Source organism: Polynucleobacter sp. MWH-HuK1, assembly GCF_018881815.1.
Classification (GTDB): Bacteria; Pseudomonadota; Gammaproteobacteria; order Burkholderiales; family Burkholderiaceae; genus Polynucleobacter.
The window spans coordinates 96,789-111,275 of sequence record NZ_JACVPP010000001.1; the positions used below are offsets into that span (position 1 = coordinate 96,789).

At 45.4% G+C, this 14,487-nt stretch carries 19 protein-coding genes; 10 read left to right on the forward strand and 9 right to left on the reverse strand.

Annotated elements, in window-relative coordinates; genetic code table 11:
• Positions 1-7: 7 nt before the first annotated feature.
• The 6 genes from tolR (at position 8) to queC (ending at position 4,776) form a co-directional block, all read left to right on the forward strand.
• Positions 8-427 carry a protein TolR gene (gene tolR, locus ICE93_RS00460; protein WP_216184365.1) on the forward strand — a complete coding sequence of 140 codons (420 nt, stop codon included), beginning with the start codon at positions 8-10 and terminating at the stop codon, positions 425-427.
• 25 nt (positions 428-452) lie between these two features.
• Positions 453-1,346, forward strand: coding sequence for an energy transducer TonB (locus ICE93_RS00465; RefSeq protein ID WP_216184367.1), 894 nt, complete (start codon positions 453-455; stop codon positions 1,344-1,346).
• A gap of 27 nt (positions 1,347-1,373) precedes the next feature.
• Positions 1,374-2,657, forward strand: a complete 1,284-nt coding sequence (gene tolB, locus ICE93_RS00470) for a Tol-Pal system beta propeller repeat protein TolB (protein WP_370624616.1) — start codon at positions 1,374-1,376, stop codon at positions 2,655-2,657.
• Positions 2,658-2,781: 124 nt separating this feature from the next.
• Positions 2,782-3,282 carry a peptidoglycan-associated lipoprotein Pal gene (pal, locus tag ICE93_RS00475; protein ID WP_216184374.1) on the forward strand — a complete coding sequence of 167 codons (501 nt, stop codon included), beginning with the start codon at positions 2,782-2,784 and terminating at the stop codon, positions 3,280-3,282.
• Complete coding sequence (gene ybgF, locus ICE93_RS00480; RefSeq protein ID WP_216184377.1) at positions 3,282-4,013, forward strand: tol-pal system protein YbgF; 732 nt, start codon at positions 3,282-3,284, stop codon at positions 4,011-4,013. The genes pal and ybgF overlap by 1 nt, the downstream gene beginning before the upstream one ends.
• Positions 4,014-4,032: 19 nt before the next feature.
• Positions 4,033-4,776 carry a 7-cyano-7-deazaguanine synthase QueC gene (gene queC, locus ICE93_RS00485; protein ID WP_216184380.1) on the forward strand — a complete coding sequence of 248 codons (744 nt, stop codon included), beginning with the start codon at positions 4,033-4,035 and terminating at the stop codon, positions 4,774-4,776.
• Positions 4,777-4,787: 11 nt separating this feature from the next.
• Here queC and ICE93_RS00490 read toward each other — a convergent pair whose 3' ends face one another.
• Genes ICE93_RS00490 through ICE93_RS00515 form a run of 6 tightly spaced genes read right to left on the reverse strand, consistent with a single transcriptional unit; the run spans position 4,788 to position 8,282 of the window.
• Positions 4,788-5,405, reverse strand: a complete 618-nt coding sequence (locus ICE93_RS00490) for a riboflavin synthase (protein ID WP_216184383.1) — start codon at positions 5,403-5,405, stop codon at positions 4,788-4,790.
• Positions 5,406-5,414: 9 nt separating this feature from the next.
• Positions 5,415-6,530: a bifunctional diaminohydroxyphosphoribosylaminopyrimidine deaminase/5-amino-6-(5-phosphoribosylamino)uracil reductase RibD gene (gene ribD / locus ICE93_RS00495; RefSeq protein WP_216184386.1), complete on the reverse strand. Its 1,116-nt coding sequence runs from the start codon at positions 6,528-6,530 to the stop codon at positions 5,415-5,417.
• 17 nt (positions 6,531-6,547) lie between these two features.
• Positions 6,548-7,105: a Tfp pilus assembly protein FimT/FimU gene (locus ICE93_RS00500; RefSeq protein ID WP_255554415.1), complete on the reverse strand. Its 558-nt coding sequence runs from the start codon at positions 7,103-7,105 to the stop codon at positions 6,548-6,550.
• A complete protein-coding gene (locus ICE93_RS00505) occupies positions 7,098-7,427 on the reverse strand; it encodes a hypothetical protein (protein ID WP_216184389.1) in 330 nt (109 codons plus the stop codon). The genes ICE93_RS00500 and ICE93_RS00505 overlap by 8 nt, the downstream gene beginning before the upstream one ends.
• Positions 7,424-7,972 carry a hypothetical protein gene (locus ICE93_RS00510; protein ID WP_216184392.1) on the reverse strand — a complete coding sequence of 183 codons (549 nt, stop codon included), beginning with the start codon at positions 7,970-7,972 and terminating at the stop codon, positions 7,424-7,426. The genes ICE93_RS00505 and ICE93_RS00510 overlap by 4 nt, the downstream gene beginning before the upstream one ends.
• The gene (locus ICE93_RS00515) at positions 7,962-8,282 is read right to left on the reverse strand and encodes a hypothetical protein (protein ID WP_216184394.1); all 321 of its coding nucleotides are present in this window, start codon (positions 8,280-8,282) and stop codon (positions 7,962-7,964) included. The genes ICE93_RS00510 and ICE93_RS00515 overlap by 11 nt, the downstream gene beginning before the upstream one ends.
• A 122-nt stretch (positions 8,283-8,404) precedes the next feature.
• Between ICE93_RS00515 and ribBA the strand changes: the two genes are divergently transcribed.
• The 4 genes from ribBA (at position 8,405) to ICE93_RS00535 (ending at position 12,174) form a co-directional block, all read left to right on the forward strand.
• Complete coding sequence (gene ribBA, locus ICE93_RS00520) at positions 8,405-9,541, forward strand: bifunctional 3,4-dihydroxy-2-butanone-4-phosphate synthase/GTP cyclohydrolase II (RefSeq protein ID WP_216184397.1); 1,137 nt, start codon at positions 8,405-8,407, stop codon at positions 9,539-9,541.
• An 8-nt stretch (positions 9,542-9,549) separates the two neighbouring features.
• Positions 9,550-10,062 carry a 6,7-dimethyl-8-ribityllumazine synthase gene (gene ribH / locus ICE93_RS00525; RefSeq protein WP_216184400.1) on the forward strand — a complete coding sequence of 171 codons (513 nt, stop codon included), beginning with the start codon at positions 9,550-9,552 and terminating at the stop codon, positions 10,060-10,062.
• A gap of 8 nt (positions 10,063-10,070) precedes the next feature.
• Positions 10,071-10,580, forward strand: coding sequence for a transcription antitermination factor NusB (nusB, locus tag ICE93_RS00530; protein WP_255554417.1), 510 nt, complete (start codon positions 10,071-10,073; stop codon positions 10,578-10,580).
• 121 nt (positions 10,581-10,701) lie between these two features.
• A complete protein-coding gene (locus tag ICE93_RS00535; RefSeq protein WP_216184403.1) occupies positions 10,702-12,174 on the forward strand; it encodes an NAD-dependent succinate-semialdehyde dehydrogenase in 1,473 nt (490 codons plus the stop codon).
• 56 nt (positions 12,175-12,230) lie between these two features.
• Here the strand turns inward: ICE93_RS00535 and trmB are convergent, their stop codons facing one another.
• The 3 genes from trmB to ICE93_RS00550 are packed head-to-tail and all read right to left on the reverse strand — an operon-like array spanning position 12,231 to position 14,478.
• Positions 12,231-13,037 carry a tRNA (guanosine(46)-N7)-methyltransferase TrmB gene (trmB, locus tag ICE93_RS00540; protein ID WP_216184406.1) on the reverse strand — a complete coding sequence of 269 codons (807 nt, stop codon included), beginning with the start codon at positions 13,035-13,037 and terminating at the stop codon, positions 12,231-12,233.
• Positions 13,038-13,041: 4 nt separating this feature from the next.
• Entirely contained in the window at positions 13,042-13,977 is a 936-nt protein-coding gene (locus tag ICE93_RS00545) for a UDP-glucuronic acid decarboxylase family protein (RefSeq protein ID WP_216184409.1), read from the reverse strand.
• Positions 13,978-14,019: 42 nt separating this feature from the next.
• The gene (locus ICE93_RS00550; RefSeq protein ID WP_216184412.1) at positions 14,020-14,478 is read right to left on the reverse strand and encodes a DUF2721 domain-containing protein; all 459 of its coding nucleotides are present in this window, start codon (positions 14,476-14,478) and stop codon (positions 14,020-14,022) included.
• Between the last annotated feature and the right edge of the window lie 9 nt (positions 14,479-14,487).

Genomic DNA, 14,487 nt, shown 5'->3' on the forward strand with positions numbered 1-14,487 from the left:
AAAAATTATGGCTGGATCTTCATTACGTAAAAGCAAACGTCGGGCAATGTCTGATATCAATGTTGTCCCGTATATCGATGTGATGCTGGTATTACTCGTGATCTTCATGGTCACTGCGCCGATGGTCAATCCTGGCGTTGTCAACTTGCCAACCGTTGGTGGCGCGAAAGTGCAAACCTTGCCGCCAGTCTTTTTAACTATTGATGCCAATGAAAATGTCATCGTGAAAAAAGAGGGCGACCCCACACAAACACTCAATAAATTTGAACTCGCCGCTTTTGCTCGTTCACAAGCAGAAAAATCGGCAGAACAACCGATTGTGATTGCAGCGGATAAATCCATTAAATATGAAACAGTGATGGAAGTCATGTCCAAACTCAAAGAGAATGGCGTCAAACGTGTTGGACTTGCGGTTAAGACCCAATAAGGCTTAGAGGCTTGTTTTATCGCCCATGAATAGCGCTCCTACTTTCCAATCTTCTTTTTCGCCATTCAAGCGGGGTCGACACACCAAGTCAGAAAGCACTAAACGTGCGTTTACTTTTTCATTAATTGCGCACCTAGGTTTACTCGCTTTTTTAATGATTGGCATTAGCTGGAACAACAGCACTTCCTCAGGCATCGAAGTAGAATTCTGGGATTCTGCTCCACAGGTTCAAGCGACACCAGAACCAGAGGTAAAAACAGAAATCAAAGAAGAAGCTGCTGACATTGGTATCCAGAAAAAGAAGGTAGAGCAGGAACCACCAAAAAAAGAGTTAATCAAAGAAGTGCCTAAGGTAGTGGCGCCACCCACTCCGCCCAAGCCAAAAGAAAAAGAGCCTACTAAAAAAGAGGTAGTCAAAGAAGTGCCAAAGGTAGTGGCGCCACCCACTCCGCCCAAGCCAAAAGAAAAAGAGCCTGAGAAGCCAAAAAAGACAGAACCTCCTAAGGCTACAACACCCTCTGAAACCAAAGCGAATGCGGCGGCAGAAAAAGCACGCGCAGATCAATTGGCACGCTTACGTGCAGCAGCTGGAGCTGAAGGTGGCAGCGGCGGCAAAATAGGTAGCGGCGTTGGTGGCGGCAATGCACCTCCAGGATGGACTGATAAAGTAATTAAAAAAGTAAAACCTCTAATAGTCTTTAATCCGGAATCTATCAGCGGCAATCCAGCCGCAGTGATTTTGGTTAGCCTAGCTCCCGATGGGGCCATTTTGAGCACCAGCATTCAGTCTTCTAGTGGAAACGCCAGTTGGGATCGTGCGGTACTACTAGCACTTTCGCGTGCAGAGAGCCTGCCAAAAGACGACAATGGCAAAATTCCACAACGCGAAGTAAAACTGACTTTTAAACCCAAGGATTAATGCATGTTGCAAATAGCAAAAAGATTGATATCCAAACTGAACTCTTTTGGCTTAATTGTTATTGCTCTGTGCATAAGCTTTGCGACACCTGCGCTTGCGCAGATGAATATTGAAATCACTGGTGTAGGTCAGTCACTTTATCCAATCGCAGTCATGCGTTTTAAGGATGAAACTAAGTTACCTACCAGCGTTACTGAAATTATTCGTCAAGATTTGGCTCGCAGCGGTTACTTTAAAAATACCGAGAACGGTAATGCTGTCGAGAGCGATGAGGGCACGCCGAATTACAAATCTTGGGCAGCCCGTGGTGCTGATGCTTTGGTAGTAGGATCAGTTGTACAAAACGGTTCTCAATTTGATATTCACTACAAGCTATTTGATATTCGTAAATCAGTCAGTCTTGGTGGCTTAAACCTCAACTCTAGCGCTGACAACTTGCGTGCTGCAGCTCACAAAATTGCTGATGACATTATTTATAAATTGCTTGGTGAGCGTGGCGTATTCTCCACTCGCCTCTCTTACGTCATCAAGGATGGCAAACGCTATCGCCTCGTGATCTCTGACGCAGACGGTCAAAATATCCGCAACGCCATGAACAGCAGCGAGCCAATCATTTCTCCATCATGGTCGCCTGATGGCAAGAAAGTTGCTTACGTTTCTTTTGAAGATCGTAAGCCAGTAATTTACGTTCACGAGCTTGCCACTGGTCGTCGCATTTCTCTTTCCAACCAAAAAGGTAATAACAGTGCGCCAGCTTGGTCGCCTGATGGTAAAAAATTGGCGGTCTCTTTATCTAAGGATGGCAATACACAGATCTACGGCATCAATGCAGACGGTACTGGTTTGCATCGCTTAAGTCGTGGCAACACAATTGATACCGAACCACAATATTCTGCTGATGGTCGTTACATTTACTTCACTAGCGATCGTGGTGGCAATCCACAAATCTACCGTATGAGCGCTGATGGTGAACAAGCCGAAGGTGTGAAGCGCGTGACCTTCAAACAAGGTTTCGTTACCTCACCACGCATCTCACCTGATGGAAAGTATTTAGCCTATATTGCCAATATTGGTGGCGCCTATCGCCTCTATATACTTAATTTAGCAACTGGTGACTCACAGGCCCTCACCGATGGTACAAGTGATGAATCCCCCTCCTTTGCGGCTAATGGTCGATACGTTCTCTACTCCACCAAAGTAGGTGGCAAGCGCGTCTTAGCTGCTGTTTCGGTAGACGGCAACTCTAAGCAGGTACTCAGCATCCCAGGATCTGATGTTCGTCAGCCCTCCTGGGGTCCTTTCATGGACTAAGGCCTTTTAAAGGGCTTAAATAGTCACTTTTGATGTTCTTGGGGGCATAATATTAGCTATTAGCTCCTTTGGAGCCGCTTTATTAGTTAATTTGTCATTCAGCTTGTAGGAAAAAGGAAAATTCATGAAGATTTCTATCGCACGTCGCGCAGCGACATTTGCTCTTATCAGCGCTACCGCATTACTCATGGCGGCATGTTCTAGCGTAAAGCTGGATGACACCGATGGTGCCGAAGGCAGCGGTAGTGGCAAATTTGGTTCACAGCCATGGAATGATCCAAGCAGCCCGCTTTTTGATAAAAGCGTTTACTTCGGGTTTGATGAGTACACCGTTCAGACTAAATATCAAAAAATGCTGTCCGCTCACGCAAGCTACCTGAAAGCCAACCCAAAACAAAAGATCATCATTCAAGGCAATACTGATGAACGCGGTACCGCTGAATATAACTTGGCACTTGGCCAACGTCGTTCTGATGCAGTACGCAAGTCATTGAACTTAATGGGCGTTTCTGATGACCAAATGGAAGCGGTAAGTTTTGGTAAAGAAAAGCCAAAAGCTGAAGGTGATAATGAAGCAGCTTGGGCGCAAAATCGCCGCGCTGATATTGTTTACATCACAAACTAATGATGGCGCTTTCTCACTCAGTAAAACAAACGCTCTCACGAGCGTTTTGTTTAAGTACTGCACTCATTTGCTTGGTTGCATCCAATAGCGCTTGGGCTATCTTCTCCGATGACGAGGCCCGTAAGGCTATTTTAGATTTGCGAAAGTCCCTTGCAACTACCCAGCTTGAATTGCAGAGTCAAATAGATAAACTCAAAACCGAGAATGCAGAGTTACGCGGTAAGGTAGAAGAGCTTGAGAAACAAGGCGAGGATATCAACACTAGTCAAAAAACTTACTACCAAGATCTGGATACTCGCTTAGGTAATTTTGAGCCACGTACAGCCACAATCGAAGGAGTGAGTGGCACAGTTCAACCTGGCGAGAAAAAAGCATACGACGACGCTCTTAAAGCATTTCAAGTGGGCAACCTAAAAAAAGCAGATCAGGCTTTTTCTGCCTTTGCAGGCAAATATTCTGGCAGTCCATATCTACCCCTTGCTCTATATTGGGGAGGTAATAGCAAGTATGCGAATAAAGAATATGCTGGCGCCATTAGTCAACTCCAAAGCCTAATTAAGAAATACCCCAATCACCCACGCATTCCAGCGGCAATGGTGACTTTGGGTAATGCTCAATTGGAGAGTGGCAACAAGACTGCTGCTAAAAAAACATTTAACGAGATCATTGCCAAGTACCCAGATACTGATGCCGCAAAAGATGCACAGCAAATGATTGCTGCCACGAAGTAGTTCATCATCCATACTAGAAATGTCCGAGCTATCCGCTGCATTTGAATCATTGGCGCCACGCAAGCCTGGCGCCCCTGCAGTGATCTTGTTTTCTGGTGGCCTAGACTCCACAACCGTATTGGCCCTAGCAAAAGATTTAGGCTATACGCCTTACGCACTTTCCGTAGGCTACGGGCAACGCCACTCCTCAGAACTAGCAGCAGCAAAGCATATTGCCAAACAAATTGGTGTGGCTCGTCATGAGGTTGTGAATCTAGATCTCACCCGTTTTGGTGGCTCCGCTTTAACCGACTCTTCGATTGCAGTACCCACTACTCCAGGCAAGGAGCAAGAAATTCCAGTCACTTATGTACCCGCACGCAATACGATCTTGTTATCACTTGCTTTAGGTTGGGCAGAATCATTGGGTGGTCTAGACGTATTCTATGGCGCCAATGCAGTTGATTACTCAGGTTATCCAGACTGCAGGCCTGAGTACGTCAAGTCTTTTGAGCATATGGCCAACCTCGCAACTAAAGCTGGTGTTGAAGCCATCAATGATGAAAACCGCTTTAGGGTACACGCACCAATCATTAGTCTTACTAAAGCGCAAATCATTCAGCTAGGCAATACCATGGGTGTTGACTACTCACAAACAGTATCTTGCTATCAAGCAAATGATCTAGGTGAGGCTTGTGGTGAGTGTGAATCTTGCCGCCTAAGACAGGCTGGCTTTGCACAGGCCAATGTGAGTGACCCTACTCGCTATCAAAAAACTAAGTAAATTTATCTAGATTATTTTGCTTGTGTCTCAAGCATGCGCGCTACGTAGCGTGCAATCAGATCTATCTCTAGATTGACGGCATCTTCTGGGACAAGCGCACCTAAAGTAGTATTTTGCAAGGTATGCGGGATGATGTTGATATCCACAATACAAGCAGTAGCGCTATCTTCGGTCTTATTCACTGTAAGTGACACGCCATTTACAACAATAGAGCCCTTATATGCCAGAAACGGTGCGAGCTCTTTCGGCGCCTCAATCCGAAGCAACCAAGAACCATAAGCATCATTAGCCACTTGAGAAAAGTGAGTCACCTTACCAACGCCATCTACGTGCCCACTCACTAAATGACCACCAAGACGATCATTCAAGCGCAATGCTTTCTCCAAATTAACTTGACCTACTTTATCTAGGCCTACCGTTTTATTCAGAGACTCACGAGAAATATCCAAAGCGAAAGAGTTGCTTGTTAACTCGGTTGCCGTCATACAAGCACCCTGAATAGCAATGCTATCGCCTAAAGCGACATCATCCAAGTAACCATCTGGCACCTCTATAACGAGATGCAAACCATCGCCCTTTGCTTGAGCGCTTTTAATTTGACCGACGGCAGTAATGATTCCTGTAAACATAAGGTGATTTTAGTTCTTAATTAAACGTAAGCGCAGGTCAGGACCCAAAAGGGCTTGATCAATGATCTGCCAATTCTGGCGATAGCTTAATGAATTCATCAACCCCACATTGGCCATGCCGATACCCTCACCTATTAAGAAAGGTGCATAGTAGAGCAATAACTCATCAACACAATCTTCTCTGAGCATTGAACCATTGAGCTTAAAGCCAGACTCAACATGAATCTCATTCATCTCGCGTTCTTTAGCGAGATAAGAAAACAGCGCTGTAAGATCGACTTTGCCAAACGCATTTGCCATCGCAATCACCTGAATACCGCGCCCTTCAAATGACTTGGCTTTTGCTTTCATATCGGAACCATCAAGACTGGCACAAACAATCATGACGTCAGATTGATCTGGGTTTTGCAAAATCTTAGCGGCGGGTGGTATTTCTAATTTGGAATCGATAATGATGCGTACTGGCTGCCTTTGAGTATCTACATCTCGCACATTCAAACTAGGATCATCTTCTTTGACAGTGCCTACACCCGTCACAATGGCGCACGCTTGTGCACGCCAGTGATGACCGTCGGCTCTTGCAAGCGGCCCAGTAATCCATTGACTTTGGCCATCGGGCAACGCCGTTTTACCATCCAAACTAGCTGCAATCTTCATGCGCACCCATGGCAAGCCACGCGTCATTCTTGAAATAAAACCGCGATTGAGTGCTTGCGCTTCTGACTCTAGTAAACCGCACTGAACTTCAATGCCAGCCGCTCTTAATTTTTCCAAACCCTTACCCGCCACCAGAGGATTGGGATCAGACATAGCGGCAATCACTTTGGCTGGTTTAGCGGCAATTAGAGCATCAACGCAAGGAGGTGTTCTGCCAGTGTGACTGCAAGGCTCTAAGGTGACGTAGATTGTTGAGCCAGCGACATCGTTACCTAAAGTCTTTGCATTAGCCAAAGCCTGTACTTCTGCATGCGCCTTGCCAACCGCTTGTGTAGAACCACCTCCTATCAATTTGCCATCCCGAACAATGACGCATCCTACCCGGGGATTAGGATTTGCAAGATAAAGGGCCTGTTGAGCTTGGGCTAGAGCCTCACTCATCCATTGGTGGTCAACTGCGCTGTACATAGGGTCTATTAAACCATTCAATGGCAGCGCTTTGAATCTCGTGAGGGATCGCAGATACGCCAGCGCCCTCCACTACCCAGAATCATTTGCCTTTCTAGGTGTGCAGCCCTCTGATGACCCAATATCAAGCGATTAGCTACAAACCCGCCTTGCCCGGTCTTTGCCGCCCCCGCAGTGTTAAATAGAACTCCCCTTTTGTCAGAATGTGGGTCGGTAAATTGCTTACCCCCACCCTTAAAGTAAACGGGCTCAATACTTCCCTGAGAAAACCAGCGCTTAGGCTGGCAACTAGATTCTGTTTGCTTTGTAGAGCACCAGCCTTGCACAATCCAACCGTCCTCCCAAGAACCGCCTTTAAGGGGCGTCAACAGGACAGGCTGTCTTATGTTCAAAGCTTGTTGGCGAGCAAAGTGCGCATGGGCAATAAACCGTCTTGCAATCGCATCGATTTCACGAGCAGCTATTTGTTCTTGCAATAGCGGCATGCTCATCACCACAGTAAGGGCAATGATCAACACAACCGCCATTAACTCCAATAGTGTCGAACCACTTTGGTCAAAGAATGTCTTATTCAAAAACTTGACGCCAATTGATACGAGTAACAGCGCCTGTTTTTTCATCGATCTGAACACCAATCTGAATACCTGGTTTTTCTTTACTGGATATTAGCCAGCGATCATTTCCAACAGACTGAATGACGCACGGATTGCTAGGTAATGATGAAAGTGTAGTGATATGTTCTTCACATTCTTGCACTGCTTTTTCAGCGGCGATAAATTTCTTCTGCGCCATATCTATCGTATTCACTTCAATCATACGCACAGCACTCAGCCGCTCTATGTAATCGATGAGAGACGAGTAAAGTAGCAATAAAGAAATAATCCAAGCCAGAATCACGGTAAGTTTCTAGTGGCAAAAGTTCTCTCTAAATCAATCTGAAGCAGAGCGCCATCTGTCATTTGCAGACTGATCTTATATACTCTTTGACCCTTGCTGCTAGAGCCCTGAGGCTTATGATTCTCCTCAATCAGCAGATGATTGACTCCATTCATGAGTGTAGAGTTTTGCAATCTTCCTTGGCGGTCAAGTGACTGGCAAATGAGTGAACCGCCATTGACCTTTGCACCTTTGGCAATGCCCGCCTGTCTCTCGACTACAAAACCTTGATACACCAAATCTTTTCTGGTTCGCTCTTTCGTCAGTGTGTTACCAATGCAATCAAAATCTATGTCATCGGATAAAGCATGCTGAACACTCAATGAATCCGAGTCTCGATACCCTGCCTTTTTATTGACTTGAATAAACTTCTGTGAAGAATCTATTTTTTTATATTTGTCATAAGTCTTGATATTTTGATAGCCTGCCATCTGAATTGCTCTACCTATTAACTCTAGTGCGCGCTCTGCCTCAGAGATCAATAATTGAGTTTTTTCATATTCCACTTGCTTGCTTACCAAATGGGCGCTTGCCTTTAGTAACGGATTTAGCAGAAGAGTGCATAGGCTGATTCCGACTAGACACTCGAGTAGCGTCATTCTTTATGCTCCCAATTTCATGCGCATCTAATTCCCTTCTCAATTGAGATCTTTTGCCTTCTTGTTGCTTTAGAACAAGGCTTAATTTCTGATAGGTGTGAGTGGCAGCCATCCAAGAACCCATGATTAAGCTCATTGCCACTAGGACCTCAAGCAAAATAAAGCCATTTAGCCGTTTTGCCCTGCTGATACAGAAGTTACCGTTTTGCATGGTCATGGGTCATTTTCCAAGGGTCATACGCCCGATAAAACAGTCTTGCTGGGCTCTTGCCGTCAGAATGGCAGGATATTGCTGTGAGACCTCACCGCAACCCTATCCTGAGCTTAAAATAGAGGGCTATGCCAAATACCCTAGCTTCCACCGAAGAAATCATCGCCGACCTACGTGCCGGCAAAATGGTGATCCTTGTCGACGAAGAAGATCGTGAGAACGAGGGGGATTTAGTGCTGGCCGCAGATCATGTGACTGCAGAAGCTGTCAACTTCATGGCTAAACATGGCCGCGGTTTGATTTGCTTAACCCTGACTCGAGAGCGTTGCCAACAACTCAACCTGCCATTGATGGTGAGAGATAACGGCACTTCTATGGGCACCAATTTTACGGTTTCAATTGAGGCAGCTACAGGTGTAACTACTGGCATTTCAGCGGCAGATCGTGCTCTCACGATTAAAACTGCAGTAGCACTAAATGCTAAGCCCAGCGATTTAGTTCAACCTGGACATATATTCCCCTTGATGGCTCAACCTGGTGGGGTCTTGATTCGCTCTGGACATACAGAAGCAGGTTGTGATCTTGCTGCTATGGCCGGTTGTTCACCCACTTCAGTCATCTGCGAAATCATGAAAGACGATGGCAGCATGGCTCGTCTTCCAGACCTGCTGGAATTTGCCAAGGAACATCAACTCAAAATTGGCAGCATTGCAGATCTAATTCAATATCGCAGCCAGCATGAAAGCATCGTAGTGCGTGAAGGCACTCGAGAATTTGTTACCCCATGGGGAAAATTCCAAGGCATCGTCTATCGAGATACGCCTAGTTCATGCATTCATATTGCGCTAATCCATGGCAAGCCCTCTGAAGCACAAGAAACGTTAGTACGCGTTCATGAGCCCGTGACTGTTTTGGATTTTTTAGATTCCAATGTCAGCACACACTCCTGGCCTCTAGCTAAAGCCCTTCAAGAAATTGCGGCCTCCCCTGCTGGTGTAGCAGTTTTGTTAAACGCATCGGGTGTTGCCGCCCCAAGCGATAGTGATTGGCTTGCCCAATTTCAAAAACTCAATCGCACCCATGATGCCGAGCAAAAACCTTTGGCACGTAAAACTGACTTCAGAAGCTACGGTATTGGCGCGCAAATACTAAAAGACATTGGCGTTGGAAAAATGCGCTTACTAGCCAATCCAAGTCCAGTGCCAAGTCTTTCCGGCTACAAGCTTGAAGTAACAGGCTACACACCATTTAAACCTTTAATCTAGAAGACACTATGACTGACTCCACCAATGATTTTGTAGGCGTTTTAGAAGCTGATTTAAATGGTCAAGATCTACGCATTGGCGTTGTACAAGCACGCTTTAATGAAGATCATTGCGTAGCGCTAACAAACGCTTGCATTAATGAATTGATTGCCTTGGGCGTCAATCAATCCGATATCAAACTAGTAACTGTGCCAGGCGCACTAGAGATTCCATTTGCATTACAAAAACTTTCTGAGACTGGTGAGTTTGATGGCTTGGTTGCACTTGGTGCAGTCATTCGCGGCGAAACCTATCACTTTGAATTAGTCTCAAATGAATCTGCTGCAGGCATTACACGTATTTCAATTGACTCTGGTTTACCCATTGCCAATGGCGTATTAACTTGCGACACCGATGAACAAGCGCATGCGCGCGTAGAAGTAAAAGGTGCCGAGTGCGCTCAAGCGGTGGTTGAAATGGCTAATTTAGCATTAGCGCTTACGCCCGATATTGATATCGAAATAAACTCGAGCGAAGAATAAGTAAACAAATGTCTAAATCTATTCCCAACCCAGAAAACTTAGTAGCAGCTAAGGATGCCAAGACTCCAGTAAAGCGCTCGTTGACCCCGCGACGTCGTGCTCGTGAATATGCTCTTCAAGGTGTGTATCAGAGTCTTGTAATGCGCCGCGCTGGCAGCATCCCAAATGGGGCGGCTATCGCCAAACAGCTATCCGAGGATCCTGCGTTTCGCCGTTGCCAGCTTGACCTATTCCAAGGCATCTTTGATGGTGTTTTAGCCCGAACAGATGAGCTAGAGGCCATCATCACTCCGGCATTAGATCGCCCCATCAATGAACTCTCCCCTGTTGAGCATGCCGCATTACTCATTGGGGCCTATGAGTTGGCAGCTGATCTGTCCGTACCCTACAAAGTAGCTATTAATGAAGCAGTTGAGCTCGCCAAAACCTTTGGGGGCACTGATGGTCATAAATACGTCAATGGCGTATTAGACCTCCTGGCCCAAAAACTACGCAGTATCGAGATACAGGCAGGCTAAAACCGCTAGCTAATTCAATAAATCCCCAGATCAATACACAAGCCTTCAGGCCCTTACGCCTGGAGGCTTTTTTATTTATTAGGGGATAAAATGATTTGCATACACACCAAGGTTGGACATTATGCAAAAAATAGACATTCGCACTCAATTAAAAGACTCAAGCCTTTTTAAAGAGAAAGCCTTTATTAATGGCAACTGGGTTAGCTCTAAACAAACCTTTGCAGTCAATAATCCTGCTACCGATGAAATTATTGCCAATGTCACAAATCTAGAAACTGCAGATGCAGAGAGTGCAATTGCTGCTGCAGAAAAAGCTTTACCAGCATGGCGCAATAAGCTTGCTAAAGAACGCGCCTCCATTATGCGCAAGTGGTTTGATCTTATTATTGCGAACACTCAAGATTTAGCCACACTCATGACGCTCGAACAAGGCAAGCCTCTGGCCGAAGCGGTAGGTGAAGTGGTTTACGGCGCTTCTTTTGTGGAGTGGTTTGCAGAAGAAGCAAAACGGGTCGAAGGATCTATTTTGAGCACCACCTGGAGTGATAAGCGCTTGATGGTTCTAAAGCAACCAATTGGGGTTTGCGTGGCGATCACGCCTTGGAATTTTCCAATTGCTATGATCACTCGCAAGATTGCTCCAGCAATGGCTGCCGGCTGCACCATTGTGATTAAGCCTGCTGAACTGACTCCATTATCTGCATTAGCTTTGGCAGAGCTTGGTAAGCGCGCAGGGATTCCAGATGGGGTCATTAATATTGTCACTGCTGATGCCAATCAATCAATCGCTATTGGTAAAACATTGTGTGCGTCACCTAAAGTACGTCACCTCTCTTTCACAGGCTCCACAGAAGTTGGTCGCATCCTCATGGAACAATGTGCGCCAACAGTAAAAAAATTAGCGCTAGAGCTTGGTGGGCACGCCCCTTTTATTGTGTTTGACGATGCTGATATCGATGCGGCTGTCAGTGGTGCTATGGCTTCTAAATTTAGAAACTCGGGTCAGACTTGTGTATGCGCCAATCGCTTTTATGTACACAAAAAAGTACAAGATGCTTTTGTGGAAAAGTTCGCTAAAGCACTAGAAATCATTAAGGTTGGTAACGGTATGCAGGCCGGCGTTACTCAGGGCCCACTGATTGAAACTGCCGCACTAGAAAAAGTGAAAAAGCATGTAGCCGATGCATTGAGCAAAGGAGCCACATTGGTGACTGGCGGCAAGCCATCTGTTGAGGGCAAAAACTTCTATGAGCCAACCATCCTGTCCAATGTGAATAGCCATATGCTCATTACCTATGAAGAAACCTTTGGCCCAATAGCACCCATCATTCCTTTTGAGAGTGATGAGGAGGTTATCAAGCTTGCTAATAGCAGCCAATTTGGTTTGGCCTCTTATTTCTATAGCCGTGATATTGGTCGCGTCTGGAAAGTAGCTGAAGCCTTAGAATACGGCATGGTTGGTGTAAACACAGGCCTAATCTCCAATGAAGTCGCTCCTTTTGGCGGCATCAAGCAATCGGGCCTAGGTCGCGAAGGTAGCCTTTACGGTATGGACGAGTATTTAGAGATGAAGTATGTCTGCGTAGGTTTATAGACACCCAGCAATAACAGCCAATTTAATTCTTCCGGAATTGAATTGGCTTATTTTTCTTATTTTTTCTTGTAGACCAAATCCCATACACCGTGACCGAGCTTGACACCACGGTTTTCAAACTTCGTCACCGGACGATAAGCTGGTCTTTGCACATATCCAGCATGCTGAGCATTGAGTTGCTCTAACGTAGGTTTGAATTCATTTGGAGTTTCATCTGCTTTGGCAATATCGGAGAGATCAAAAGTCTCAATCTTCACCAATTCATTTGAGGTATTTTGTAAAGCAGTCTCTGCATTCAATACTAAAAGCATCTGCTCAGCATAGTTATGCCAATCTGTTGCTAAATGTAAGTAAGCACCAGGCTTTAAACGAGAAACCAATAAACGCACAAACTCCGCCTGTATCAGACGACGCTTGTGATGACGCTTTTTATGCCAAGGGTCAGCAAAATAAATATGAATGCCGTCCAATCTATTAGGAGCAATCATTTTTTCAAGGACCTCAACCGCATCATGACGAATGACTCGCAGATTAGTGAGCTGGCCTTCACCAATAAGCTTCAATAAAGCGCCAACCCCAGGCGGATGGACTTCAATTCCTAAGAAATCATCATCTGACCGAAGTGCTGCGATTTTGGCAGTAGCCTCTCCCATACCAAAACCAATTTCCAAAATTTTAGGCTTGGCAGAACCACCAAAAGCACTCACTAAATCGAGGGGAGCTTCTTTAAAAGAAAGTAAAAACTGTGGGCCTAACTCATCGATAGCGCGTTGCTGTCCAGCAGTCGTTCTGCCTGCCCTTAATACAAATGAACGAATACGGTCAAAGTGCTTTTCTGGAGTTGGGCTATCCACTTTGCTCAATGGCTTACCCCACTACCTTCTTAAAGTAAGCGATCGTTTCTTTAAGGCCATCTTCTAAATTTACCTTTGGCTCCCAGCCTAGTTTCGCTTTTGCTAACTCAATATTGGGCTGACGCTGCTTAGGATCATCTGAAGGCAATGATTGATGGATGATCTTGGATTTACTGCCAGAGAGTTTTAGAACCGCTTCAGCTAGCTGCAGCATCGTGAACTCGCCAGGATTGCCAATATTAACTGGACCAGTAAAGCCTTTTTCTGAGTTCATCATTTTGACCATAGCATCTATTAAGTCATCGACATAACAAAAGCTTCTGGTTTGCTGACCATCGCCATAAATGGTGATATCTTTTCCTTGTAATGCCTGGACGATGAAGTTACTAACTACGCGACCATCATTAGGGTGCATACGAGGACCATAGGTATTAAAAATACGCACGACCTTAATATCTAAATTGTGTTGACGGTTGTAGTCAAAAAAGAGGGTTTCAGCACAGCGCTTACCTTCATCGTAGCAAGAGCGAATACCAATTGGATTGACCTTGCCCCAATACTCTTCTGGCTGAGGGTGCACTTCTGGGTCGCCATACACTTCACTCGTAGAGGCTTGCAAGATACGTGCCCGAGTTCTTTTAGCCAGACCCAGCATATTGATAGCGCCGTGCACGCTTGTCTTGGTTGTTTGCACTGGATCGTACTGATAATGCACTGGAGAAGCTGGGCAAGCGAGGTTATAGATTTGATCTGTTTCTACATACAGTGGAAACGTCACATCATGACGCATGAGCTCTAAGCGAGGATTAGGCAATAAATGAGCCAAGTTCTCTTTGGTGCCCGTAAAGTAGTTATCCACCACCAATACGTCATTACCCTCTTTAAGGAGTTTTTCAGTAAGATGCGAGCCTAGAAAGCCAGCGCCACCAGTGATGAGGATTTTGTTCATAGTTAGTCTTTTAAAGAGAGTATTATTTTATCGAATCAGCAATTAATCAAATTTAGGATTATTCCAGCCAGCCGATCTGTAGGCATAGACAACTTCAGTCAATACAATTGACAAAGAAGTCATGAAAAAAATCAGGCCCAGGACAAATGTCCAGATCACATAGGTAGTCTGCAGAGATCGCACTGCGCCCGCTTGAAAGAAAAATAACTCCAGCACAGTTAATGAAATAAACACTCCGCTCAGTACATCAAAAAAGATGGCGGCAGTGCAAAGACGACCACGAATTTTGGCCTCATCCGCCTCTTTATTCATATGCTGTAACAGTACGCCATCTTTTACTTTACCCTCTTCAATAGCCCCTCTGATCTCGCGCATACGATCCACAGATCGCGCCAGACGTCCAGAAATGGCATTGATTAAAGTGGCAACTGCAGTCAATAAAAATACAGGGGCTAATGCCAGCTGAATATTATTGGTAATTGCGTCTATTGATGCGTCCATATTGTTCGT